The 25,375-nt window shown below is 40.4% G+C and carries 19 protein-coding genes, 2 tRNA genes and 2 pseudogenes; 9 read left to right on the top strand and 14 right to left on the bottom strand.

Translation table 11 applies throughout. The features are described 5' to 3' along the window. Window positions 1–40: 40 nt before the first annotated feature. Both FTU22_RS07355 and FTU22_RS07360 read left to right on the top strand, forming a co-directional pair. Window positions 41–1,282 (top strand): multifunctional CCA addition/repair protein, encoded by a 1,242-nt coding sequence (locus tag FTU22_RS07355; protein WP_180093723.1) that lies wholly within the window; start codon window positions 41–43, stop codon window positions 1,280–1,282. Window positions 1,283–1,443: 161 nt separating this feature from the next. Continuing rightward, on the top strand, window positions 1,444–1,917 hold the full coding sequence (locus FTU22_RS07360) for a hypothetical protein (protein ID WP_180093725.1): 474 nt from the start codon (window positions 1,444–1,446) through the stop codon (window positions 1,915–1,917). Window positions 1,918–2,052: 135 nt separating this feature from the next. On the opposite strand, the gene epmA is transcribed toward FTU22_RS07360, so the two are convergent. The 6 genes from epmA to greB form a co-directional block, all read right to left on the bottom strand. Next, entirely contained in the window at window positions 2,053–3,021 is a 969-nt protein-coding gene (gene epmA, locus FTU22_RS07365; protein WP_373886221.1) for an EF-P lysine aminoacylase EpmA, read from the bottom strand. A gap of 5 nt (window positions 3,022–3,026) precedes the next feature. After that, the gene (locus FTU22_RS07370) at window positions 3,027–4,094 is read right to left on the bottom strand and encodes a 4-phosphoerythronate dehydrogenase (protein WP_180093729.1); all 1,068 of its coding nucleotides are present in this window, start codon (window positions 4,092–4,094) and stop codon (window positions 3,027–3,029) included. 115 nt (window positions 4,095–4,209) lie between these two features. Next, complete coding sequence (locus tag FTU22_RS07375) at window positions 4,210–4,962, bottom strand: class II aldolase/adducin family protein (protein WP_180093731.1); 753 nt, start codon at window positions 4,960–4,962, stop codon at window positions 4,210–4,212. Between the two features lie 165 nt (window positions 4,963–5,127). Beyond that, window positions 5,128–5,217: transfer RNA gene (locus FTU22_RS07380), tRNA-Ser, on the bottom strand. A 229-nt stretch (window positions 5,218–5,446) separates the two neighbouring features. Further along, window positions 5,447–5,536: transfer RNA gene (locus FTU22_RS07385), tRNA-Ser, on the bottom strand. A gap of 83 nt (window positions 5,537–5,619) precedes the next feature. Further along, on the bottom strand, window positions 5,620–6,117 hold the full coding sequence (gene greB, locus FTU22_RS07390; RefSeq protein ID WP_180093733.1) for a transcription elongation factor GreB: 498 nt from the start codon (window positions 6,115–6,117) through the stop codon (window positions 5,620–5,622). A 365-nt stretch (window positions 6,118–6,482) separates the two neighbouring features. On the opposite strand from greB, the gene FTU22_RS07395 reads away from it, so the two are divergent. Next, window positions 6,483–7,595 carry a transglycosylase SLT domain-containing protein gene (locus FTU22_RS07395; protein WP_078192143.1) on the top strand — a complete coding sequence of 371 codons (1,113 nt, stop codon included), beginning with the start codon at window positions 6,483–6,485 and terminating at the stop codon, window positions 7,593–7,595. A 76-nt stretch (window positions 7,596–7,671) separates the two neighbouring features. On the opposite strand, the gene FTU22_RS07400 is transcribed toward FTU22_RS07395, so the two are convergent. Further along, window positions 7,672–8,055: an SCP2 sterol-binding domain-containing protein gene (locus FTU22_RS07400; RefSeq protein WP_078190434.1), complete on the bottom strand. Its 384-nt coding sequence runs from the start codon at window positions 8,053–8,055 to the stop codon at window positions 7,672–7,674. A gap of 222 nt (window positions 8,056–8,277) precedes the next feature. After that, entirely contained in the window at window positions 8,278–9,207 is a 930-nt protein-coding gene (gene ttcA, locus FTU22_RS07405) for a tRNA 2-thiocytidine(32) synthetase TtcA (protein WP_078190435.1), read from the bottom strand. 497 nt (window positions 9,208–9,704) lie between these two features. On the opposite strand from ttcA, the gene FTU22_RS07410 reads away from it, so the two are divergent. Together FTU22_RS07410 and htpX are read left to right on the top strand one after the other, a co-directional pair. Further along, on the top strand, window positions 9,705–10,568 hold the full coding sequence (locus FTU22_RS07410; protein WP_111883899.1) for a lytic transglycosylase domain-containing protein: 864 nt from the start codon (window positions 9,705–9,707) through the stop codon (window positions 10,566–10,568). Window positions 10,569–10,701: 133 nt separating this feature from the next. Continuing rightward, window positions 10,702–11,607, top strand: a complete 906-nt coding sequence (gene htpX, locus FTU22_RS07415) for a protease HtpX (protein WP_078192146.1) — start codon at window positions 10,702–10,704, stop codon at window positions 11,605–11,607. Between the two features lie 161 nt (window positions 11,608–11,768). Here the strand turns inward: htpX and FTU22_RS07420 are convergent, their stop codons facing one another. The 3 genes from FTU22_RS07420 to FTU22_RS07430 all read right to left on the bottom strand — a co-directional run bounded on the left by FTU22_RS07420 (window position 11,769) and on the right by FTU22_RS07430 (window position 17,121). Next, the gene (locus tag FTU22_RS07420; protein ID WP_180093735.1) at window positions 11,769–12,359 is read right to left on the bottom strand and encodes a DUF4112 domain-containing protein; all 591 of its coding nucleotides are present in this window, start codon (window positions 12,357–12,359) and stop codon (window positions 11,769–11,771) included. Between the two features lie 80 nt (window positions 12,360–12,439). Next, a complete protein-coding gene (mgtE, locus tag FTU22_RS07425; protein WP_078192148.1) occupies window positions 12,440–13,780 on the bottom strand; it encodes a magnesium transporter in 1,341 nt (446 codons plus the stop codon). Window positions 13,781–14,010: 230 nt separating this feature from the next. After that, entirely contained in the window at window positions 14,011–17,121 is a 3,111-nt protein-coding gene (locus FTU22_RS07430; protein ID WP_180093737.1) for a multidrug efflux RND transporter permease subunit, read from the bottom strand. Between the two features lie 276 nt (window positions 17,122–17,397). Here FTU22_RS07430 and FTU22_RS07435 point away from each other — a divergent pair, with 276 nt between their 5' ends. Next, on the top strand, window positions 17,398–18,585 hold the full coding sequence (locus FTU22_RS07435; RefSeq protein WP_078192150.1) for a glycerophosphodiester phosphodiesterase: 1,188 nt from the start codon (window positions 17,398–17,400) through the stop codon (window positions 18,583–18,585). 56 nt (window positions 18,586–18,641) lie between these two features. Here the strand turns inward: FTU22_RS07435 and FTU22_RS16315 are convergent. Together FTU22_RS16315 and FTU22_RS07445 are read right to left on the bottom strand one after the other, a co-directional pair. Then, window positions 18,642–18,830: pseudogene (locus FTU22_RS16315) on the bottom strand (hypothetical protein); the annotation flags it as partial. Between the two features lie 84 nt (window positions 18,831–18,914). Continuing rightward, window positions 18,915–19,805, bottom strand: a pseudogene (locus FTU22_RS07445) (MBL fold metallo-hydrolase); the annotation flags it as partial. 261 nt (window positions 19,806–20,066) lie between these two features. Between FTU22_RS07445 and FTU22_RS07450 the strand changes: the two are divergent. Next, complete coding sequence (locus FTU22_RS07450) at window positions 20,067–20,441, top strand: diacylglycerol kinase (protein WP_180076757.1); 375 nt, start codon at window positions 20,067–20,069, stop codon at window positions 20,439–20,441. A 140-nt stretch (window positions 20,442–20,581) separates the two neighbouring features. Here the strand turns inward: FTU22_RS07450 and FTU22_RS07455 are convergent, their stop codons facing one another. After that, window positions 20,582–22,186, bottom strand: a complete 1,605-nt coding sequence (locus FTU22_RS07455; RefSeq protein ID WP_078192152.1) for an isocitrate lyase — start codon at window positions 22,184–22,186, stop codon at window positions 20,582–20,584. Between the two features lie 684 nt (window positions 22,187–22,870). Between FTU22_RS07455 and FTU22_RS07460 the strand changes: the two genes are divergently transcribed. Both FTU22_RS07460 and FTU22_RS07465 read left to right on the top strand, forming a co-directional pair. Further along, entirely contained in the window at window positions 22,871–23,863 is a 993-nt protein-coding gene (locus FTU22_RS07460; protein ID WP_078191331.1) for a LysR family transcriptional regulator, read from the top strand. Window positions 23,864–23,992: 129 nt separating this feature from the next. Beyond that, complete coding sequence (locus FTU22_RS07465; protein WP_078191332.1) at window positions 23,993–25,321, top strand: hemolysin family protein; 1,329 nt, start codon at window positions 23,993–23,995, stop codon at window positions 25,319–25,321. Window positions 25,322–25,375 lie beyond the last annotated feature (54 nt).

Raw genomic sequence — 25,375 nt, forward strand, 5'->3', positions numbered from 1 at the left:
TGTTCTGTAGCATGATTGCTCTAAGAATAGAGGTTTTTTCATGCAAGTTTATTTAGTAGGCGGTGCAGTTCGAGATCACTTGCTCGGGCACCCCTATCACGAAAAAGATTATGTCGTTGTCGGTGCAACGCCGGAACAATTACTTGCTCAAGGTTATCAACCTGTGGGTAAAGATTTCCCTGTTTTTCTTCATCCAGAGACCAAAGACGAATATGCCTTAGCCCGTACAGAACGTAAGTCTGGACATGGGTATCATGGCTTTGAATTTTATACCGACGTCAATGTCACACTCGAACAAGATCTCATTCGACGTGACCTCACGATCAATGCGATTGCTATGGATGATGCAGGTAATGTCTATGACCCCTATGGCGGTCAACGTGATCTAGAACAGCGTGTCCTTCGCCATGTTTCTGATGCCTTCGTCGAAGATCCTTTGCGAGTTCTGCGGATTGCACGTTTTGCGGCACGTTATAAAGCTTTAGGTTTTAAAGTGGCTGATGAAACACTGGAACTGATGCAAGAGCTTGCTCAATCGGGTGAGCTTGAAGCCCTTACACCTGAACGTGTATGGAAGGAAACGTCTCGTGCCTTAATGGAAGACCACGCAGATGAATATTTTGAGGTATTAAGAGCCTGTGGCGCTTTAAAAGTCTTGTTCCCTGAAATTGATGCGTTATACGGTATTCCACAGCGTCCTGAATATCATCCTGAAATAGACTGTGGCATTCATACCATGATGTCGCTACAACAAGCGTGTCGTGCAAATTATTCTTTGGATGTTCGTTTTGCTGTACTGGTACACGACTTAGGCAAAGCACTTACTCCAGTAGATGAGTTACCGCGCCATATCATGCATGAAGAGCGTGGTGTAAAACCAGTTACTGATGTCTGTGACCGTATGCGTGTTCCCACCAATACCAAACAATTGGCTATCTCAGTGTGTAAAGAACATTTAAAATGCCATCAAGCCTTGAGTTTAAAACCGGGTACCTTGTGGCGCCTGTTACAACGTATGGATGTGCTACGCCGTCCTGAACGCGTAGAGGCCTTTGTACAAGCCTGTGAATGTGATTCACGTGGTCGCTTAGGTTTAGAGGATCGTGCCTATCCGCAAGCTAAATACGTTTTAGATGCCATGCAGGTGGTTCGTAATATTAAGGCTTCTGACTTACCTTCAGATGTGAAAGGCCCTGATATTGGTGAAATGTTGATTCAGAAACGAATTGAAGCTATCGGACAATTCAAGCATGAACTCGGCCATAACACGCCTACAGCTTAAAATAAATCCTCTCAGAAATGAGAGGATTGACTTTCATCATTGCTGTTAAGCCTGCCGAAGTATTTTGAAATAAATGAAAAATTGAAATAATCTAGTGTCATCTCTGAAAATTAAATACTGATACTCAACCCAATTTAAGACTGGTAAAAAGAATAAAAATAATGAAGAAACAACTTTCCAATATATTGATTGCTATTGTCTTTTGCGCACTCCTAGTAGGGATGGGCTTTACCCAAACCCTTTTAAAAAGTTTGCCACAGCTCATCATGATATTTTTTGGAATGTTAGCCTTAGGCTCCTTAATAATTAAGCGTTCATTTATAAGCTCTATTCCTTTTTATATAGTTTTGGGAGTTATGTTTTATATTAATATTTTTCTATTGGCGAGCGCTGCTGTGGATTTTATTCATCCACATCAAGACTGGACTACACAGAATGACGGGAGTATTGATAGAAGCCCAAATTTAAACTGGCTGTGGGCGATAATTGTCTCCTTTTTTCTTTCCCCACTCAGCATTGTTTTCTATCATAAAAAAATTCAAAGAAATAAAGGTCTTGAAATAGCCTTTATTACTCTTTTTATTATTGTGACATTGATAATTTATATAAAATTTGAGCTACTCTGCTGTAATTAAATTGCATCTTTTATAAATATTTAGACATATTATCGCTAAATCACAATCTATACGTTGATAGGCCTTTTTAAATTTGAAAGCTATGCTGCTGTCTAAAATGTATAAGCATTTATAGACAGCAGCTATTCAGTTCACTTATGACACAGCTGCTGGAAAACTAATGACTTTTTCAAGCTTTAGCTGATTCATAGCCACCATTAGCAATCGATCAATACCTAAGGCTATACCTGCACACTCGCTCATATGCGGTAATGCAGCAAGCAAATATTCATCAATCGGCATCACATGCAACCCAAGTTTAGCGCGCTCTGCATTATCTGCCTCAAAACGACTGCGTAAAACATCCGCATCAATCAGTTCATCATAAGCATTCGCTAACTCTAAACCTTCGATATACAGCTCAAATCGTGCTGCAACCAATTCCTCATCTTCGTCCACACGGGTTTTCGCCAAAGAAGCCATTTCCGGTGGAAAATCTGTAAGGAACACTGGCGTATCAAAACCGAGGCTCGGCTCAACATAATGCGAAAACAATAAATCGATATAGCCTAAACGGTCTTCACCCAAATCTAAGCTTAGCCCCACACGACGACAGCAATCTTTTAGATCTTGTAAAGAAGCTTGTAACGGGTTCAAATCCAAACGATCCATAAAGGCATGCTTATAGCTCAAAATAGTCGGACGAATTTCACCAAAGCGTTGTTTCAAGGTTTCATTCAATAAATCCGTCACTTCAAACATCAAGTCTTTTAAGCTAAAACCCGGACGGTACCATTCCAACATGGTAAATTCACTATTGTGTTTACGTCCATGTTCATCATCACGGAAAACTTTACAGATTTGGTAGATAGGCCCACTGCCACTTGCCAACAGACGCTTCATGGCAAATTCAGGTGAAGTTTGCAAATAATGCGTTTGCTTTTGACCATTCACATGACGCTGAGCTTGTACCGATGCTAAATGCACATCGGTGACACCCGCTTGTGAAAGCACAGGTGTTTCCACTTCAAGCACATCACGTGCAGCAAAAAACTGGCGAATTTGAGCATACATCGTGGCACGTGCACGAAGTGCAGTGAGTTCACAACTCGGCTGAAAGTTCATCTGACTCATGCTGCTGGGCCTCCATGCGCAGCCCATTCACGGCGTAAAGGATAGGTTTTACGTAAATAATCAAAGGCTTTTTGATCCACCTTGCCGTCTTTTAGGCAAGCACGTAAGTTTGCATCATCACGAGCGATATCATAAATATCTTTTAAATAACGCTGTAATACCGTCTTAAAGTCAGCACCAGTAAAATACTGCTCACAGACGGGCAACTGACTTTCAAAAGCTCTATTTATCGGTTGATTGAAAGTTTGACAGAATGCTTCATAGATCATCTGTGTGCCACGTGCTTTACCTTCCAAGCTATAGCCCGCAATATGGGGTGTCACCACGTAAATTAAATCCAACAACGCTGCTGAAATCTCTGGCTCATGTTCAAAAACATCTAAGACCACTTTACGCTGAGTCTGTTGAATATCGGCAATTAAGGCAGCTTCTTCGACCACTGGCCCACGCGCGGAATTAATCAAAATCGCTGAAGGCTTCATAGCGGCAAGTGCAGCAGCATTAATTAAATGACAGGTTGGATATTCCCCCACTTTAGTTAGTGGCACATGGATACTAATCGCATCTGCATTTTTTAACAGTTCTGCAAATTCAACTTGTTTCACCTGATCAGATTGCACAAATGGATCATAGCCAATGACATTCCAACCGAATAATTCTGCCATGACGGCTAAACGTGAACCGACATTACCTAAGCCAACGATGCCCAAGGTAAATTGTTCATTTGCATTCAACAATTCAGGTTTAACGTAGAGCAATGCAGTAATCACATATTCAGCAACCGCTTGTGCATTACAACCTGCGGCATTTGACCAAGCAATGCCCTGCTTTTCTAGAGCGGTAATATCTAAATGATCTGTTCCAATCGTAGCACTACCGACAAATTTGAGTGCGGTCTGTTGAATTAATTCTGCATTTACCTGAGTCACTGATCGTACCAATAATGCATCGGCTTCTTTGACATCTGCATGGGTCAATGTTCGACCTGCCGCTTGCTTTATTTCACCAAATTCGGTAAAAAAATACTCAGTAAATGCCAGATTTTCATCTGCAACGATTTTCATAGTTCATCTCATAATTCCACTACGAACATGATAACGCGTTGCTCATGCCATGACTATTCTTCTGCACATAAAGCATAGCGCCATTTTTTTATAAGCTAAATGATAGAAAATTATATTAACGACAATAATCTGACTGCTGATCTACAATTAAAGACAAGGCCGCCTGCCAAGCCGCTTGAATAATGGGCTCGGCCATCGGATTTTCAAACTGCTGCAACGTATGTTCACAAACCTTCGGACTCGGATAATGCAATGTAGCACTCGACAACGCTTTTACTTGAATTTGACAAGCCCGTTCTAAAAAGTAAATTTCATGAAATGCCCGTGCCACACTCTCTCCAGTCGCAAGCAAGCCGTGATTGCGTAAAATCATGCAACGATAATGCCCCATATCTTGTACCAGTCTTTCACGCTCTTCAGTTGAAAAGGCAATACCCTCATATTCATGATAAGCAATGTTCTGATAGAACTTTAACGCATGTTGTGAGATTGGCAATAATCCATGTTCCTGCGCAGAAACTGCCACGCCATCTGCAGTATGCGTATGAATCACACAATTAATATTTGCACGCGCATGATGTAAGGCCGAATGAATTACAAAGCCGGCGACATTCACCATCTTCCCTGCATCATAAGTTTCAATAATTTTTCCTTCATGATCAATTTTGACCAAATCAGAAGCTGTCATTTTGTCAAAGGTCACACCATAACGATTAATCAAAAAATGCTCCGGTTCATGACTTAAACGTAGGCTGATATGGGTATCAATTAAGTCGGTCATTTTATAATAAGCCACCAAGCGATACAGTGCCGCCAATTGACAACGCGCTTGCCATTCCAGTTCATGAATAAGCTCTGGTTTCTGCATGGATGAATTCCTTTTCTAAATCGATTAATTATGTTTTCTGTTTATTGTGAATAATTAATAGCATGTCATATTCATACTGTATATCAACTTCGCCTGTAGAAAAAAACTATTCAAAAATTTAGGCAATAAAAAAACCCCAATGTAAAACATTGGGGTTTTTGAATATGGCGGAAGCGGTGAGATTCGAACTCACGGAGGACTCGCGCCCTCGTCGGTTTTCAAGACCGGTGCATTAAACCGCTCTGCCACGCTTCCATGGCCGCTATCATATAAATAAAAATTCAGATTGGCAAATTATTTTGCCTTATTTTGAACACTTGGCGAATCGTTCATACAAAATTTAGGCGATTGTAAAATTTTGGCTTCGAGCTGAAAAATAGAAGCTCAATCAAAATTTATTGAATTGAGGTCAAGGCTAATTGCATTACCTCAATTTACGCACATAAAAAAACCCTGATGCTAAAAACATCAGGGTTTTTGAATTTGGCGGAAGCGGTGAGATTCGAACTCACGGAGGACTCGCGCCCTCGTCGGTTTTCAAGACCGGTGCATTAAACCGCTCTGCCACGCTTCCATGGCCGCCATCATATAAATAAAATTCAGCAATGGCAAATTATTTTGTAAAAAACACGTCCAATTGAACAAAATAAGAGCAGTTTACTGTCTTTCAGTGCTTTCGCCCATTTCATAACGAATTGAATTGATATACCAACATTTTTTTCCTAGCGGGGTTAGGACTTCGACTTCATCATCCACTTGCTTGGATAAGAGTGCCCGAGCCATAGGTGAATCAATTGAGATATGTTGCGGATGATGATCATAAATTTCATCTACCCCCACGATTCTTAGCGTTTTGTGTTCGCCGTCTTCATTTTCAATATCAACCCATGCCCCAAAATAGACTTTCCCTTTTTGTTCGGGTGAGTAATCGATAATACGAAGCTCTTCCAAACGTTTTCCCAAGTAGCGTACACGTCGATCAATTTTGCGTAATAATTGCTTATTATATTGATAATCTGCGTTTTCCGAACGATCTCCAAGACTAGCGGCCCAGTTCACTTTTTTGGTAATTTCAGGTCGCTCTTCATGCCATAAATGTTGAAGTTCAGCGACCAATAAATCGTGTCCACCACGGGTAATTAAGTTAGATTTCATGATGATTTTTCGGCCTTGAGCAAGTGCTGATTTTTACAAAACATGCCTATTTTATCCTCCATTTCTACACAGGCAAAGTATATAAAATTTATTCCCAAACAAAATCAATTGTTTATGTTACATATTTTAATATTTTTTCGTACAAAATTTGACAAGTATTTTTTTGCTCATTATTATGCGCACATCTTTTAGGCTTGTTTAATTTTTATCCAGTGTAGATTTTCTACATATTTCCCGAAACCCCCTAGTCATTTTTGAATGACGTCATGACTGCCCAACCCTTATTGAATTTATCAAACTTGAAAAAGTCTGAGGCCTGTTTGCCTTTGCTTTTTAGGGCATAAATTACTTGTAGCGGAGACAACATGCACAGTAGTTCAACTTCTGGGTCGAGGCTTTGCCTTAACTCTTTTAACTCTCTCCCATTTAAAGCGCTTGCACTTAGTACTATCTTAATTCCTTTTCACAGTATTAATGCCAGCAAAACAGCACATCAATATGATGCTGTCGTCAACAGTAATAAACTCACTGTTGTTGCAGTTGCCAATCCTGCCATTGTTTTTCAGGATGGTAAACATCGACATGGTTTTGGTTACGACCTTGCACGTAACTATGCAGAAAGTTTAAATGTCCAATTAGATTTTAAAACAGTGAATGACAATGCCACTGCTTTAAAAATGGTTGCCAAAGGTCAAGCCAATTTTGCTATGACCACTGCCGAAATGAGTACCATTGAAGCCAAGCATTTGACGTCATTTTCAGCCAGTTGTGGTGATACCGTTTCTTTAAAAAAGAATGGTTTAAACAGCAACTTAAACTGGGTATTTAAAAATGCAGATGATCCACTAAGCCAAACCGCGAGTGGTTTTATTTGCCGTGCCAAACAAAATGGCGCAATTGGACAGTTGGCATCATTCTACAACCGTAATGTGGTCAAACAAGATTCTTGGAATGTGATTCAACGTGATTTAAGTAAACGTATGCCGATCTATAAGGCAAGTTTTAAAAACACGGCCAAGCAATACGATCTAGACTGGCATTTATTGGCAGCGATTGGTTATCAAGAGTCTTACCTCAAACCTGACTCGGTATCCCCAACGGGTGTTCGTGGCATTATGATGCTGACCAACAGTACAGCAAAAGCCATGGGTGTGAGCAACCGTACAGATGCGACTCAAAGCATTCAAGGTGGTGCAAAGTACTATGACCAAATGCTAAACCGTTATAGTAACATTCCGTACCCTGATCGTAATTGGTATGCCTTAGTGGCTTATAACATGGGTCCTGGTGCTGTAAGTCAGATTCAAAAGCGCATCCAATCTCAGGGTAAAAACCCAAATAAGTGGGTGAATTTATATGCTTATCTAGACCGTAACAAGGCCAGCAATGGTCGTTATCGTCAAGCTGTGCAATATGTCACGCGTATTCGTGCGTATTTGGAACATATTAAAACCACACCTCAACTGGTGAATATCTAATATGCGTCCACCTAACATTTACATGTGAGCGCACAAAAAAAAGCTTACCTTCGGGTAAGCTTTTTTCGTTTTAGACTTAAGCAGTTTGCTCAAGTACTTTTTTGAATAAATCTTTTTGCTCAGTACTTGGTTTTGCTGTTTGCAATGCCATCAATTGTGACATATCACCTTGTACTTTTATTTTGCCCGTCATAAACGCTTGCATCGCTGCAGCCATATCAAACTCAAGGAATACTTTACGTAAAGTTTCAGCATCCATGTTCAAAGTTGTTTTCGCATTTGAAGATAAACCTTTTTTAATTGCACCACCGTCTAATGACAATTCAGTATTGCCTGCAGCGTCAGCAACCACAAGGTTAATTGCAAGATTAGCCAATGCAGGTGGTAAGTTTAAATCACCAGCTTGAGCTGTCAGAGTTTCTACAGTTGAAAACCAATCATCAGTTAAAAAAGCAGGCATGATCTTTCCTCAATTTATTTTGTTCGTGTGTGTTGCCGTTCCGGACAACATCAGTGCAAGCATATTTTGCTTGAGGTTTGTTATAGCATGATCATTTGTGAAAAGGCTAAAGTTTTTTGTACGCGCCGTTCAATATTTAACTGTTTAACAACAAAATGAGAAAAATCATAAGCATAAAAAAGGCATTCCGTAGAATGCCTTTTGCGTGATAAGTTTTTCGGCTTAATCTGCCATAAACCCTAAGTTCACCATATTAATGCGTTTGCTTTCAGGCTCACCTTCTTCAGTTGAACAACTTTCGCTATTTTTGAAGTCAAATTCGCGTTGTTCATCCAAGGCTTCAAAGTCGAATAACTCACGGTCAGCCAGTTGTGAGGGCGAAACATTTTGCAACGCACCAAAAATACTGTGTAAACGTTTTGGAAATTCTTTATCCCAAGTACGCAGCATGTCATTTAGCATCGCACGTTGTAAGTTTTCCTGAGAACCACACAAATTACACGGGATAATTGGGAACTTACGCATTTCTGCATATTTGATAATGTCTTTTTCTTCCACATAAGCCAGTGGACGAATCAAAATGTTCTTTTTGTCAGAAGACAATAATTTCGGTGGCATGGCTTTTAAGCTGCCGCCATGGAACAAGTTCAAAAAGAACGTCGCCAAAATATCATCACGGTGATGACCTAAAGCCACTTTCGTCGCCCCAATTTCTTGAGCAAAGCCGTATAACGAACCACGACGTAGACGCGAGCACACTGCGCAGTACGTTTTACCTTCTGGTGTTAAACGTTTGGTAATGCTGTAAGTATCTTTTTCTAAGATGTAATACGGAATTTTGTTTTCTTCTAAATAACGTGGCAATACGTCTTCAGGGAAACCCGGCTGTTTTTGGTCAAGGTTGACCGCAACCACATCAAAATTAATCGGCGCAATACGCTTAAACTGCAACAAAATGTCGAGCAAGGTATAACTGTCTTTACCGCCTGAAATACAGACCATCACTTTGTCACCCTCTTCGATCATTTTAAAATCACGAATAGCATGACCGACCTGACGGCGTAGCTTTTTCAATAAACGATAATACGCAGAGCTAGTTGGTAGTTCTGGTTTGAAATTAAATCCTTGTTCGGACTCAACTGGCGAGAACATAGACGAGTTAAACCTAAAAAAAAATACCGCGCAATTTTATCCGATTCGCAGACTTCTCGCATCAAAAGAATGTAATTTCCGAAAAAAGTAGAAATACTGTCATGATCACGTAATCTTCAGTGCAATATTCTATACGGTACAGTTCATTTTTTAGCCCAAATGCTTATCTTTTGGACTTTTCCACAGTTGTCCACAAAAGCTGTGGATAACTTTGTGGATTCTAAATGACTTGACAAGGTGAGCCGCCCTTATTTTAAGGCTTTTATTTAAATTGATCATTTTTTGATCAATTTAAATAAATTTAATTATCAATGACTTAAGTGTGTCAAGTTAAGATCAATAAAAAAAAATAAATATTTTTTTTGATTATTGAATCATCAAAATGACTTGATTTTTACAAAGTAAAGAAGAAATCAGTCTATGAAGCCTTTTCATCTAATTTTTTTTTGATAAACTCTCTTTAACTGTTTGGGGACAGAATTTTTCTTCACAATAAAATGAAAAACATTACTTGGACTTTGGGGCTGTTATTAGGTGGAAGTGTGGCTATCAGTTTAGCAGCACCAAACATTTTTGCCGGCCAAACGATTTATCAATTGCGTGAAAGTAATGGCACAACGTTACTGACCAATAAACAAGGCCGCTATAGCAATCTAAAAGTTGAGAAAAAAACCTACTATCCGGACAGTAATATCCATAGTTATAGTAACTGGGGCTCAAATGAAGCGTCTGTGTTACCCAGCTATAGTAGGAATAAAAATGCCTTTGACAATATTATTAAACAAGCAGCGGCCCAACATGGTGTTTCCGAAGGTCTAATCAAAGCGGTGATGCATACCGAATCAGGCTTTAACACTAATGCTCGTTCTCCTGTTGGCGCTCAAGGTTTAATGCAGCTCATGCCTGCCACAGCACGTCGCTTCAATGTAACAAATGCTTATGATCCACATCAGAACATTATGGCTGGTGCGCGCTATTTATCTTGGCTACTGAAACGTTTTAATGGTAACACCTCACTTGCCTTAGCTGGTTATAACGCAGGTGAAGGCAATGTCGCAAAATATGGTGGTATCCCACCTTTTCGCGAAACACAAGATTATGTCCGCCGTGTCACTAGCCGCTACAACAACCTATATGCTGGTAGTTTAAGTGTATCAGGTTCGAGCAATTCCAATATCGCTTCAAATAGTGGTCGGATTATTGCCAGTTCGGATAATTATCATGCTGCTGCCCCTACGGTTGCTAAATCATCGGCACGTCAAATTATTCAAACAGACAATGCTAGTTTTACCGACGCACCTTCAGGTTCATTTGCCACAGCAAATGCGTCTGCTTCAGCGCGTATTTATTTCAATGAATAAATTCACTGATTTTGTAAAATTGCATCTGTTTTACTAATTTTTCCTTGAAATTTTAAGACTTTCACCTCATATTGAGTTTAATGATTTTTATTTGTAAATCAGATCATTTTTCTATAATAAGAGGATTTACCCAATGATGCGGATTGGTTTGTTCTTGCTAACCAACCTCGCGGTACTGGTTGTAGCTGGCATAATCTTGTCACTCTTCGGTGTCGGTAGTTACCACGGTGCAGGCGGCTTAAATTTAGGCAACTTGCTCGTAATCTGTTTTGTGTTCGGTATGGTGGGTTCAATGATCTCACTATTCATGTCAAAATGGATGGCGAAGAAAACCACGGGTACAGAGCTGATTGACCCTAATGCACCACGTAACCAAGCTGAAGCATGGTTACTTAACGAAGTTGCGCAACTGGCACAACGTTCTGGTATCAAAATGCCAGAAGTGGGTATTTTCCCATCGTACCAGTCAAATGCCTTTGCAACAGGCTGGAATAAAAATGATGCTTTAGTAGCAGTTTCTACCGGTCTACTTGAGCGTATGAACAAAGACGAGCTCCGTGCCGTACTCGCTCACGAAATTGGTCACGTAGCCAATGGTGATATGGTAACCCTTGCATTGGTGCAAGGTGTAGTCAACGCTTTTGTGATGTTCTTTGCGCGTGTAGCAGGTGACTTCATTGACCGTAATGTTTTTGGTCGTGAAGATGGTGAAGCACCGGGTATTGCATATTTTGTCATTACGATTGTATTAGATATTGTTTTTGGTATCGCAGCGTCTGCCATTGTGATGTGGTTCTCTCGCTACCGTGAATACCGTGCCGATGAAGCTGGTGCGCGTTTAGCAGGTAAACAAGCGATGATTTCTGCCCTGTTACGTTTACAAGCAGAATCTGAAATGCCAGATCAAATGCCAAAAGAAATGAAAGCCTTCGCAATTTCTGCGGGTCAAGAACAAGGTTTCAGTTTAGCTGCTTTGTTCCAAACACACCCAACGATTGAACAACGTGTTGCGGCATTACAACAATTAGATTGCCCATAATCGAGCATCTAATGTATGTCGTAAAAAAGCCTCCGTATGGAGGCTTTTTTACGTCTAATTTTTTCCGAACATTTACTGTCTTATCAATAATCTTTCAGCTGAACGATCTTTCAATTGAATAGCCTCTCAGTGATCGCGTTCAAGCAACAAGGCATTTCTATCTACAATACTCCATTGGCCTTTAACCATTGCCAAAGCAATGAACCACCCATATAAATTGCAAAGATAAAGACTAATAAGAAAATCATCCCGAGTATATCTGGGATATGGATCCATATCCATGCAACCACAGGGTTGCGCCAAAAAGCAGATTGCTGTTGTTTCTGTTCTATTTTTTCATGTAAAAACGGATGTACCACATGTTGATCTGTACTGATTTGATATTCTTCACGAATGTGCGTATGTACAACATCTAAAGCTTTACGGCTCGGTCGAATAAACACATCAAAGATCGTCCCTGCAACAGGAATAAACCCCACGACAGCATCTATAACTGCGAGTTTCATCACACCATTTAATTTGGCTTGTGGTACGCCAATCTGTTTGGCTTTATAGACGGCATAACAGGTCAAGACAAATCCTGCGATATCACCAGCTACGGGAATGGTACTCAACGCTGCGTCCGCACCTACCCCTTGTCGAGTAAATGGAATCCGAACCACGGAGTCCATCATATTGGCAAATTTTGCGAGGTCACGTTCAAGACGAATGACTTCTTGCTTTGACATTTTTTGTTTTAATGGTTCAGTCATGTTTTATCCAATAAAAACCGTGTAAATCACTGAGATTAAAACATATTAGAAGTCTTCAATCTGTAGCAAAATGCTAATCTCTATAAATTGAGCAATTGTGAAGCAATCATCAAATACACCACCACGCCTGTCGCATCACAAATCGAGGTTACCAAGGGTGCAGAAGCACTTGCAGGATCGAACTTTAACTTATTAAGTATGAAAGGCAAACTCATGCCAATTAAACAACCGAGCAATACGATACCCATCATACTCAGTGCCAAGACCAAGGCCACGGTTGCATCACCACGGTAGTAGCCTAAAATAGATACAGCAATGGCCATGGTTCCGCCCAGACACAGGGCAACCAAACTTTCACGTCCCAGCAAGTAAAACCAGTCCCTAAAATGTACATCGCCCGTTGCCAATGCACGCACCATCAGCGTTGCAGATTGAGAGCCGGCGTTTCCACCACTGCCGACCAATAAGGGCAAAAAGAAAACCAATACAATATTTGCGGCAATAACGTCTTCAAAATGTGCAATGCCAATCCCGGATAACAAACTGCCAAAAACAAGAAATACCAGCCAATACACCCGTTTTTGATAGAGTTGCAATATCGGGGCAGATTTAAGACTCAATTTAGATGATGCATCGACAGCACCAGATTTTAAAAAATCTTCTGTTGCCTCTTCACTGGCCACATCCATTGCATCATCATATGTCACAATACCCACCATCACACCGGCATGATCTATAATGGGTAATGCCAGTAAGTCATAACGAGCAATGGTTTTGGCTACTTCATTCTGATCGCTGTCAAAATATGCAAAAATAATATCGGTCGCCATTAAATCACTAATATTGCTTTGTTCTTCGGCAAGTATTAATTGTTTGAGCGATAAAACACCCAGCAGCTTTCTTGCTTCATCAAGTACATAGGCCAAATAAATGGTTTCCGAATCGGGTGCCTCATAACGCAACATTTTAATGGCATCTTTTACCGACATATTCGGTTTTAGGGTGGCATATTCGGAGCTCATGATGGCCCCTGCCGTACCTTCTACATAAGAAGAGAGCTGCCGAATATCTTCACGCTCGGCCTGTGCCAATGCAGGCAATAAAGTATTTTGCTGCTCGTGATCTAAACATTTAAATAAATCGACACGCTTGTCTGAAGGCATTTCGCCCATAATTTCAGCCAAGTCTGTTCGCGTTAAACCGCGTGCAAATTTTACTTGTTCTTCGGGTTTGAGATATGAAAATACATAGGCGCGTGCAGGAAGATGCAGTAGCAGCTTTTGACTATTCTCTAAAGGTAATTGTGCCAAAATATCAGCCAAATCTGCGGCTTTAAACGTTTTAACAGAGTCTAATGCCAATGCAATATCTTGCTTGCTTAATGCATCATTTAAAAGATATAAAAAGTTGTTGTAGCTCATGCTCGCCCCCTATTACCCAACCTATGTAATAGGGCCGCAACGGCTCTTATTTTATTTGCCGAATGAACCCACATAATAATGTTGGTAAATATATATGTTTGAAATTTGGTGTATCTGACAACTGTGCCTGTCCATTTAGGGATTTAATCCTCATCAAACCGCTTATACGGCGCAGCAATACTACGAAAAACTGTTACATTTCTCAACCTTTACAACGAAACCTAAACAATTTAATCACTTATGTTTCTTTTAACAGACTTGGGCTTAAATAGAGTCCGTATCAATACATACATAAACGGAATAAAGATCAGCACCAAAACCGTACCGAATATTACCCCACCGAGTACGCTCACCCCAATCTCTTGGCGACTGGCTGCACCTGCACCAAAAGCAAGAACTAAAGGAACCACTCCCGCACCAAAAGCCAAAGAGGTCATCAAAATAGGACGTAAACGAAGTGCTGCGCCTTCCATTGCAGCTTCGATTACATGTTTGCCTTTTTCTTGTGCCATCGCTGCAAACTCTACAATCAAGATCGCGTTTTTACAGGACAAACCAATTGTTGTCAGTAGAGCAATTTGGAAATAGATGTCATTTGGAAAACCGGCCATGTAGCTAAACAAAATATTACCACCTATCCCAAGTGGAATCGCACTCATGACTGCAGTTGGAATACTCCAACTTTCATATAGGGCGGCAAGACAAAGGAAAATAAATCCAATCGAGACCAAATATAGCCAAATCGCTTGATGACTTGATTTTTGCTCTTCAAAGGATAACCCACTCCATGCCACGTCCACACCCGGCACTTGATCAACTAAAGCTTTAACATCCTGCATGGCTTGTCCACTTGAGACATTTTTGGCTGTATCCGCTTCCATTTGTAATGCGGTATAGCCCATGAAACGGTTAACAACTTCTGGACCACCACTCCAACGAATGGTTGAAAAATTACTAAATGGAATCATTTCATTTTGGTCATTACGTACATGCCAATAAGCTAAATCTTCTGGTTTAGAACGGAATTCGGCATCTGCCTGCATCATGACGCGTTTAATGCGCCCACGGTCGATAAAATCGTTGATATAGCTACCGCTCCATGCGCTACTCATAGTGCTATTAATCGCATTTTGAGTTAACCCCAAGGCCATTGCTTGTTTTTGATCAATATCTACTTTTAGTTCAGCTTTATCGGGGTTTGAGCGTTTGTCTAAATTTTCGAAACTGCTGAATTGTGAAGATTTTTCTTGCAAGCTTTTAAATTGCGCATCGAGATAAGCACGGCCTTCACCATTCATATCTCGCAGCCAAAATTCCAGACCATCGGTTTGCCCCAGGCCACTGACAGAGGAAGGCATGCTGACATTGATTTGTGCATTGTTAAATTTTTTAAAATGTTTCATAGCACGTTCACGAATCGCTTGCGCTGAATTGTGCTGTCCTGAACGTTCATCCCAATGCTTCAGTGCAATAAAGCCTTGCCCTAAGTTTTGACCCGTACCAGAAAAATTTCGTCCATAACGAATCATCACCAAATCAACATTTTGCTTTTCTTTAGTTAAAAAGTACTGCCGAATTTGTTCACCGACCTCACGACTTTTCGACATCGGTGCACCTTCTTGTAATTTAAGTTGCACACTCAAAATACCCTGGTCTTCACTAGGAATAAAACTGGTCGGCAAAGCACGATAAAACAAAGCAAATACCGTAATGAGCCCCGCAAACAAAACCACCGTCCATAAGCGATAACGAACCGTGGCTTGTGCAAGTGCTAGATATTTGGTTTTTAAAGTCTCTAATTTGGTGTTAAACCAAATCGCCCAGCGCTGTGGTTTCGGATTGGGTTTTAAAATTAAGGCACATAATGCAGGGGTTAAAATCAGCGCAACCATCAGTGACAAGCCCATTGCAGCCACAAGTGTTATGGAAAATTGTCTATAGATCACGCCCGTTGAGCCACCAAAGAACGCCATGGGAATAAATACAGCGGTTAATACCAAAGTAATCCCGATTAATGCCCCGCTAATTTCATGCATCGACTCGATGGCCGCTTGTTTTGCTGTTAACTGTTGTTCATGCATTAAACGTTCGACGTTTTCCACCACAACAATCGCATCATCGACCAACAGACCGATGGCCAGTACCAATGCAAACAATGTGAGCGTATTAATGGTCATGCCCAAAGCATATAAAATCGCTAAAGTCCCAAGAATCACCACAGGCACGGTAATCGCAGGAATCAGCGTTGCTCGCCAATTTTGTAAGAAGATAAACATCACCAAAACTACCAATAAAACGGCTTCGAATAATGTTTTCACCACTTCTTTAATCGATTCTTGTACAAATGGCGTGTTATCCCGTGGATAAACAATTTTATAACCGGCAGGTAATTGCTTCGCTAATTGTTCAATTTCTTGCTTAATTAAGGCTGAGGTTTCAAGTGCATTTGCCCCAGAAGCCAATGAGATCCCCATCCCTGAAGATGGATACCCGTTAATGGTATTAACTCCTGAATAATTTTCCGCACCCAATTCAACACGTGCAACGTCTTTTAAATAGACAAAACTGCCATCTCGTGCAGATTTGACAATAATATTTTCAAATTCTTCAACTGACTTTAAACGTGAACCTGAAGTGACTTTTGCATTGAGATATTGATCCGAAACGCTGGGCAATTCACCTACGGCTCCGGCTGCAACCTGCGTATTTTGTGATTCAACAGCCGCCCGGATATCACTGGGCATAAGGCTATATTGCTTTAACTTCAGTGGGTTGAGCCAAATGCGCATGGCAAATTGCGAACCAAAAACATCGACTTCACCAATACCCTCAATTCGAGCAATGTCCTGTTCTAGATGAGTCATCATATAGTCACCAAGTTCGATATTCGAACTCTTGCCAGTCTCATCATAGAGGCCGATAACCATATGGGTATCACCCAAAGATTTATAGACATTTACCCCTTGGCGCTGCACATCTTCAGGCAGCCGATTGATTACTCCATTTATGGCATTTTGTACTTGTACTTGAGCGGTATCTGGGTCAGTGCCATTTTCAAAACTGATGCTGATCCGGCTTCGGCCTGAAGAGTCGCTGCTTGAACTAAAATATAAAAGATGATCAATTCCTTTAATTTGTTGCTCAAGAACTTGTGTGACACTTTCCTCGACTGTTTCTGCTGACGCACCGCTATAACTTGCACTGACCGTAATTCGTGGTGGTGCAATATCTGGATAGCGCTCTACCGGTAAATTGAGCACAGCAAATAGCCCGAGCGCCATGACGATGATCGCCAAGACACCTGCAAAAATCGGTCGATAAATAAAAAACTTAGACAGCATCAGTCCATGTCACTTTTCAATTGAAGAAATAAAAAATATAGATTGAATTTTTCAAAAAATCTTATTGATAATCAATCACAATGAGCTTGATTACAAGCCTAGACTACATAAAAACCTTGCTTGAAGCGAAATATGTAGAAAATATGGAGAACCTCCACTTCAGCTATTTTAGTAAATTTATGTGACAAAACCGCCTCTGTCATGAAGCCTTAGCCACTGCCCTGCAATGTATGCCTGCAACATCATTCATTTATATAAAAAGATGCAGAGGCAGCCATGCAAAAACAATTAACAAAACAGTTAAATCTAGCCATAACTAGCAAAGTGAAATCCTCATGGGGCGTGTCTTCACTGCTCCTTTTTAGCGTTTTTGGTTTATCTGCATGTAATTCGGATGACGATAAAACCCATGTCACCAAGCCCCCTATTTTGCCTGATACAGGTTTTGTCATTGTTGGGCATCGTGGTGCCAGTGCTTTGCGACCTGAGCATACTCTTGCCGCATATCAAAAAGCGATTGATGATGGTGCGGATTTTATCGAACCCGATTTAGTGCCAACCAAGGATGGCTATCTGGTTGCGCGCCATGAAAGTGAAATTTCAGGGACTACCAATATTAGTACGCTGTCACAATTTGCGGATCGAAAAACCACCAAAAAAATCGATGGTATCGACTATACAGGATGGTTTACGGAAGACTTTAATTTGAATGAACTGACTCAAAATGTAAAAGCACGTGAGCGTATTGCTCAATATCGCCCTAATAACACTCAATATAATGATCAATACAGCATCCCAACGCTCGAACAAATCATTGAACTTGCCGACGCTCACTATAAAAAAACTGGGAAAATTGTTGGTTTATATATTGAAACCAAGCACCCAACATTTTTCCAACAGCAAAATCTAGCCATGGAAGATCGTTTACTCTCCACGCTTGCTAAATACAGTTATACACGTGATATCGCGCCTGTATATTTACAGTCCTTTGAAACCACCAATCTTAAATACTTACGTGATCAACTCACGCAAAAGAAAACCCTCAAACATGGCAAAATTATTCAATTATTAGATAGCCCAACTGCAATACCGGGTGACTTACAGCAACAAAGCTCACCTCAAAATTATGCAAGCTTAGCAACAGCAGAAGGCCTAAAATCAGTGGCAAAATATGCAGATGGTGTGGGTCCTAGTAAAACGTATATCTTTTCAAACACTGAATTTAAACAAACCACTTTTGTCAAAGATGCCCATGCTGCTGGTTTGAAAGTCCATCCTTATACGCTCAGACCTGAAAATGGTTTTTTACCTGACTATTTAAAATGTAGCTCAGTGGCAACCGAACGTTGTGATACCGGTGCGGCTAAAGAATTTGAAAACTTCTATAAAGCTGGTGTAGATGGTGTATTTGCAGATGATCCGGGACTGGCACGCAAAACCTTAACACAACTGCAAAAGCCCTAGTTTTCCTAAATTTAAAAAAGACGCCGAGGCGTCTTTTTTATTGTTCAATGGAAACCTTAAAGCGGGTTTGCCAAATATTCTGCGGCTGACTGCGTTGCCACTGGCTGAGGTGCTGGAGCTGTCGGAGCTGTCGGAGCTGTCGGAGCTGTCGGAGCTGTCGGAGCTGTCGGAGCTGTCGGAGCTGTCGGAGCTGTCGGAGCTGTCGGAGCTGTCGGAGCTGTCGGAGCTGTCGGAGCTGTCGGAGCTAAATTTAGTGGGTTCCAACGGAACTGACCATCATTGATTTCACTTATTTTACCAATACCAGGAAATGGTAAATGTGCAAATGCAACAAAGGTTTGCTCTTGAGCGAAACGTTTAAAAATTGCTAAACGAGTTTCACTGGCTTTGACCGGATCGACATCAAAATCAACAGATAACTTGGGTTGTTCAAACTGTAAATGATACGAATGAACCACATCACCGAGGATAGCAAAACTTTTAGCTTGCGACTTTAAGATAAAAGAATAATGCCCTGGTGTATGCCCAACACTCGGTAGTACTTCTAATCCATTAATCACAGAACCAACGCTAAAAGTCTTAAAACTCCGCATGGTCTGATAAGGCGCAATCGCAGCTTTAATTTTTGCAACGGTTGCTAAATAACCGTCACGTTTTTCGGCAGCTAAAGTGTTGACGGTGCTTTCACTTAACCAATACTGACTTTCTTGTTCATTGACGTAAACCGTTGCATTCGGAAATACGGCCTTACCTTGTTTTGCAATACCACATGCATGATCTGGATGTAAATGGGTTAAGAATACACTGCGTACACGATTAAGCTTATAGCCAGCTGCTTCAATATTTTGTGCAATAGAACCTAAGTTCGGACCAAAACAACTGGCTGCACCACTATCGACAAGACTGATGCCGCCTTGTCCATCATCAATCAGGTAGGCATTGACACTGGTTTGTATGCCTTTGCTCTGATCAACCGCAAGCTTTTGAAATAAGGCACTGACTTCTTCTGGAGTTAAGTTTTGTTTAAACAAATCAGGACTTAATTCGAGTGTCCCATCTTTTAAAGCAATGACTTTATACGCACCCACTTGGAAAGAATAAAATCCCACGGGCTGAGTCACATTCGTTTTGATTTCTGTTTGAATAAATGCCGGCTCTGCACTGACAAACTGGCTGGTTAAAAGTGTTGCTGCAAGCACAGCAAAACTAAAGTTTTTCATTGTTGACCTATATCACTTTTATTATTTCATGCAATGAAGCAAATGCTTCAAAATTAAAAATTTTAAACGTCTGTATTGTGCCTGAAATTCAGGCAAATTTTAAGTCTCATACTGGATAAACATAGCACTAACTTAATACAGGCTTATGTAAATCATCCTAAACTTTAATGCTCAATAAAATAAAAACTGAATGCAAGAAAACTTTAAGCTTGGCATGCTATATTTTCGCCAGTTTTTAAATCTATACGTCTGTACAGTGCTATGAGTGAAATTTCCCCGTTTAAAGGTAAATCTGGACTTAAACGAATTTTTAATGCAACGCAATATTCCCTCGACGGATTCAAAGCTGCTTATCAAAATGAAGCTGCATTTCGACAAATTGTCTGGATGAATATTGTGCTTATTCCCACCAGTTGCTTACTCGATGTGAGTCGTGTTGAACATGCCCTTATGGTAGTGGTGTGTTTATTTGCCTTAATTGTTGAGTTATTCAATTCTGCTATTGAAGCCGTGGTCGACCGGGTATCTCTAGACAAGCATCCACTTTCTAAAATTGCCAAAGATATGGGAAGTGCCGCTCAATTTGTCGCTTTAGCAATTATTTTTTTTACTTGGTTAATTATCCTTTGGCCTTAAATAAGGGGTGTCTCATTATATTTGCAGGGTTATGCCCAGCTTTTTTATATCGACACACTTCAATAAATGGATTTAAGAAGATTTTAAAGCCATAAAAAAACCCAGCTTTCGCTGGGCTTTTTTTCGAATCAGTTCAATGCTTAGTGAGCAGCGAATTGGTTCATTGTATTTTTCGCATCGTCACCCGCTTTAAGCGCGTTGTCACCAGCGAAGATTTCTTTGTGGTCGTCACCGATGTCTGAACCAGCCATTGCTTGGTGTTTCACACATGCAATACCACCGCGGATTTCTTTACGTTGTACGCCAGCAACATAAGCCAACATACCTTCAGAACCGAAGTAACCTTGAGCAAGTTCATGTGTAGAAAGCGCAGCTGTGTGGTAAGTCGGAAGTGTAATTAAGTGATGGAACACACCCGCTTCACGAGAAGCATCTGCTTGGAATGTACGAACTTTTTCGTCAGCTTCAGCAGCTAATTCAGAGTTATCGTACTCAGCGCTCATTAATTTAGCGCGGTCGTATGCAGATACGTCTTTACCTTCAGCAACCCAACGGTCGTAAGCTTGTTGACGGAAGTTTAATGTCCAGTTGAATGATGGAGAGTTGTTATAAACAAGTTTCGCATTTGGAACAACTTCACGTACACGGTTGACCATGTGAGCAATTTCTTCAACGTTTGGAGTCGCAGTTTCGATCCAAAGAAGGTCAGCACCATTTTGAAGGCTAGATACACAGTCAAGTACAACGCGGTCGATTTGCGTGTCTGGACGGAACTGGTACAAGCCAGAAGCAAGACGTTTTGGACGGTGAAGTTTACCGTTACGCTTGATTAGGATTTCGTCTTCTTGAGCTTCTGAAATGTCAATTTCAGTTGTGTCTAAGTAGCTGATGTATTGAGAAGCGATGTCGCCTGGCTCTTTAACCACTGGGATTTTTTGAGTCAAGTCAGCGCCTTCAGAGTCAGTACGAGCAACGATGATACCGTCATCAAGACCCATTTCTAAGAATGCATAGCGAAGAGCGTGGATTTTCGCGATGAAGTCTTCGTGTGGAACTGTAACTTTACCAGCTTGGTGACCACATTGTTTAGCGTCAGATACTTGGTTTTCGATTTGTAGTGCACAAGCACCCGCTTCGATCATTTTCTTAGCTAGTAAGTAAGTCGCTTCTTCGTTACCGAAACCAGCGTCGATGTCCGCAATAATTGGCACAACGTGAGTTTGGAAGTTGTCGATTTGAGCAGTGATTTCTGCAGCTTTAGCAGTATCACCTGCTTCGTTTGCTTTTTTAAGCGCACGGAATAAGTCGTTTAATTCTTTCGCATCAGCTTGGCGAAGGAAAGTGTAGATTTCTTCGATCAATGCAGGAACTGAAGTTTTTTCGTGCATAGATTGGTCAGGAAGTGGACCGAATTCTGAACGAAGAGCTGCAACCATCCAACCAGAAAGGTAGATATAACGACGTTCAGTTGTACCGAAGTATTTTTTGTTCGCAATCATTTTTTGTTGTGCGATAAAACCGTGCCAGCAACCTAATGATTGAGTGTATTTGCTAGAATCAGCATCATAAGCAGCCATATCACGACGCATAATTGCAGCTGTATATTTCGCAATGTCTAAACCAGTTTTGAAACGGTTTTGCATTTGCATACGTGCAGCATCTTCTGGGCTAATATCGCGCCAAGTGCTTCCGAATTTTGCTTTTAATTCACGGATTGCATCAATCGCTGTTAAGTATGTAGACATGATATGTTCCTGTAATAATATTAGGATTTTTCTGCAACGTAAGGCTAAAATCATACCCTCGAATGATTGTTCAGATTTAGAACACTTCGTTGCGATAGACACAGAGTAGATTGACTAAAAAAATTAATCCAATATTCTGCATTAATTTTCAATATTTATTTAAAAAATATGTAGATTAAAGTCGTATTATAATAATTAACCAATATTCAGAAGTATTTGTATTTAAATAATTTTATCAATAAATTTGGCTGATTTTTTTGTCTATTTTACAAACACTCTGATGAATTATTCTTCATTAGACTTAAGTCGACTGAGCATTCACTTTAAAAAAAAACAGCATTTTTTACGCCTTTTTTGCCCAAATTTACCGAGCTAAATACTTGGTTATTCTGTCTTCAAATGATCATGCAAATGAGATATTTCATCTAATTTTTTTGTTTTATGAACAGCGCATCACATAAACAAAATTGCTCCGTATTTTTATTTCATTCACTTTAAAAATATCGGTCTAAACAGGTAATAAGTATTTAAGAAGTATGTGCTACGACTTCAGCAAATTTGTCTTAAAACTGCTGAATTTTAGTACAAAAGTACACGTCATTTTTTCATCCATTTTTTACACAAGCCTTAGTAGTTATGGCATAATCAGATAAATTTCATGATTTTATTGTCGGTATTTATTTTATGAATCTGGAGCGGGTCGATCTCAATCTATTAATTTATCTTGATGTACTTCTTCGTGAAAAAAATGTGACTCGTGCTGCCGAGCAACTGGGTGTAACTCAGCCCGCGATGAGTAATATTTTACGTCGTCTACGCAACTTATTTAATGATCCACTTCTTATTCGTTCTTCAGAAGGTATGACACCTACAGAACGTGCGCTTGAATTACAGCCACGTATCCGTGATGCACTTTCTGACCTTTCGATGATTTTGGAACCCCGTACCGAGTTCCGCCCTTACACCTCAAATCGTGTCTTCCGCATCATGACTTCAGATTATGCTGAAGCAACACTGGTGCCGCGCCTAGTAAAAGCTTTGCGCTCAGAAGCACCCAATGTGGTTCTCGATTTTTTAACGCCTAGTGATGTGTCTTATCGAGATATGGAACAAGGTAAAGTCGACTTGGCGATTAACCGCTTTAATGAAATTCCGCAAAGTTTCCACCAAGTTTTGGTCTGGCGTGACAGTTTTTCATGCCTTTTAAATGCCAAGCACCCTGCTGCAAATAATTTAAACCTGAAAAGCTATTTAGATGCACAACACATTTGGGTGTCTAAAACAGGTATGGGTGTCGGTTTTGGTGTCAACCCAGAAAAACAAGCGGGTCTAGGTTGGATTGATCAAGCCTTAGAACGTATTGGCCAAAAACGTAAAATTTCAGTTTTCACCCGTCATTATCAAATGCCGGGCTTATTGGCATCGAATGTTGACTTGGTTGCAACTCTGCCAAGCCGTATTGCTCGACTTCAAGCCAAAAGTCAAAACCTGTTACTTCGTGATCCGCCATTCTATATTCCTGAATTTGAATTAAAAATGGCTTGGTGTCCATTACTTCATCATCACCCTGCTCATCGCTGGTTACGTCAACTTATCTTGTATGTTGCACGTCAAATGATTGAAGAAGAAAACCGCGAATACTTAATGAATAACTCTCAGTTTTCACAGTATCAGTAATTAATTCTTTAATTCCTTATTAATTCAAACGTATACTGTCACTATATAGGTAGTAGTTAAGACTACTACCTTGCCCATTTTTGTGTTAGAAATACAGAAAAATAGAATGAATCACAAACAGGTGTATTCGTGAGCCTTTTCCAAAATATTGTCATTATTATTCTCCTGATCGTCGGTGCGGGTTTTCTTTCACTAACAGAAATTGCCCTTGCGGGTGCACGAAAAGTAAAACTTAAAATTTTGGCTGAATCTGGAGATTCACGTGCACAACGTGTGCTTGACTTACAAGCCAACTCAGCAGACTTTTTCGCTGCATCGCAAATTGGCTTAAATGCCGTGGCAATTCTTGGCGGTATTTTGGGTGAGGGTGCATTTCGTCCCTATTTCATAACCTTAGTGACCCGTTTTTATCAGGGCCCGTGGACTGAAACTATTGGATTCACCCTGTCGTTTACTTTAGTCACCTCCTTATTCATTCTATTTGCTGATCTGATGCCAAAACGTTTGGCGATGATCGCACCTGAAAAAATTGCCGTTGCTGTTGTTGACCCGATTCAAATCTTTATTAAAGTGTGTAAGCCAATGGCGTGGGTGATTAATGCCATTGCCAATTTGTTGTTTCGTTTATTCAAAGTGAATACAACACGTGATGACAATATTACCTTTGACGACATTTCAGCCGTGATGGATGCCGGTGCTCAAGCTGGTGTACTACAAAAGCAAGAACACCACTTTATTGAAAACGTATTTGAGCTGGAAGAACGTAACGTCCCTTCAAGTATGACTACACGTGAAAACGTGGTGTACTTTACCCTCAAAGAATCAGAAGCCAGTATTCGTCAAAAACTCGCTGAATTTCCATATTCGAAGTTTTTGGTCTGTAGTGAAAATATTGATGACGTGATTGGCTATGTGGATGCCAAAGATATTTTGGTTCGTATCCTCAACAATCAGTCACTTCTACAGCTCAATGAAAATACTATTCGTAATGTCCTCACGATTCCAGATACATTAACATTGTCTGAATTACTCGATCGCTTTCGTTCAACCAAAGAAAAATTTGCCGTAGTAATTAACGAATACGCATTGGTTGTCGGCGTTATTACCCTCTCCGACATTATGATTACCGTGATGGGCGACTGGGTAACACCGATTGAAGCAGAACAACAAATTATTAAACGTGATGCGGATTCTTGGCTTATCGATGGCAGTACACCAATTGAAGATTTAAAGCATGCCCTCGCTTTAGATGAAATGCCCGATGAAGAAAACTATGAAACCCTTGCGGGCTTTATGATGTTTAAACTACGTAAAATTCCACGTCCAGCTGACTTTGTTACTTATCATGGCTACAAATTTGAAGTTGTGGATGTAGACCACTTTAAAATTGACCAATTATTAGTGACCCGCTTACAACAGGCTGAAACTGAACTTGATACACCAGAAGAATCGGATTAATTCGATTCTTCTTTTTTCTAAAACAATAAAATATAAATACGATGGAATACGAAG

The organism is Acinetobacter sp. YH12076 (assembly GCF_013419525.1).
GTDB lineage: Bacteria > Pseudomonadota > Gammaproteobacteria > Pseudomonadales > Moraxellaceae > Acinetobacter > Acinetobacter amyesii.

Coding starts and splice junctions, on each gene's coding strand:
- FTU22_RS07435 (WP_078192150.1), top strand. CDS start 17,398: ATGCAAAAACAATTAACAAAACAGTTAAATCTAGCCATAACTAGCAAA.
- FTU22_RS07410 (WP_111883899.1), top strand. CDS start 9,705: ATGAAAAACATTACTTGGACTTTGGGGCTGTTATTAGGTGGAAGTGTG.
- FTU22_RS07455 (WP_078192152.1), bottom strand. CDS start 22,186: ATGTCTACATACTTAACAGCGATTGATGCAATCCGTGAATTAAAAGCA.
- ttcA (WP_078190435.1), bottom strand. CDS start 9,207: ATGTTCTCGCCAGTTGAGTCCGAACAAGGATTTAATTTCAAACCAGAA.
- mgtE (WP_078192148.1), bottom strand. CDS start 13,780: ATGAGCTACAACAACTTTTTATATCTTTTAAATGATGCATTAAGCAAG.
- FTU22_RS07400 (WP_078190434.1), bottom strand. CDS start 8,055: ATGCCTGCTTTTTTAACTGATGATTGGTTTTCAACTGTAGAAACTCTG.
- FTU22_RS07360 (WP_180093725.1), top strand. CDS start 1,444: ATGAAGAAACAACTTTCCAATATATTGATTGCTATTGTCTTTTGCGCA.
- greB (WP_180093733.1), bottom strand. CDS start 6,117: ATGAAATCTAACTTAATTACCCGTGGTGGACACGATTTATTGGTCGCT.
- FTU22_RS07460 (WP_078191331.1), top strand. CDS start 22,871: ATGAATCTGGAGCGGGTCGATCTCAATCTATTAATTTATCTTGATGTA.
- FTU22_RS07420 (WP_180093735.1), bottom strand. CDS start 12,359: ATGACTGAACCATTAAAACAAAAAATGTCAAAGCAAGAAGTCATTCGT.
- FTU22_RS07450 (WP_180076757.1), top strand. CDS start 20,067: ATGAGTGAAATTTCCCCGTTTAAAGGTAAATCTGGACTTAAACGAATT.
- htpX (WP_078192146.1), top strand. CDS start 10,702: ATGATGCGGATTGGTTTGTTCTTGCTAACCAACCTCGCGGTACTGGTT.
- FTU22_RS07375 (WP_180093731.1), bottom strand. CDS start 4,962: ATGCAGAAACCAGAGCTTATTCATGAACTGGAATGGCAAGCGCGTTGT.
- FTU22_RS07395 (WP_078192143.1), top strand. CDS start 6,483: ATGCACAGTAGTTCAACTTCTGGGTCGAGGCTTTGCCTTAACTCTTTT.
- epmA (WP_373886221.1), bottom strand. CDS start 3,021: ATGAACTTTCAGCCGAGTTGTGAACTCACTGCACTTCGTGCACGTGCC.
- FTU22_RS07370 (WP_180093729.1), bottom strand. CDS start 4,094: ATGAAAATCGTTGCAGATGAAAATCTGGCATTTACTGAGTATTTTTTT.
- FTU22_RS07430 (WP_180093737.1), bottom strand. CDS start 17,121: ATGCTGTCTAAGTTTTTTATTTATCGACCGATTTTTGCAGGTGTCTTG.
- FTU22_RS07355 (WP_180093723.1), top strand. CDS start 41: ATGCAAGTTTATTTAGTAGGCGGTGCAGTTCGAGATCACTTGCTCGGG.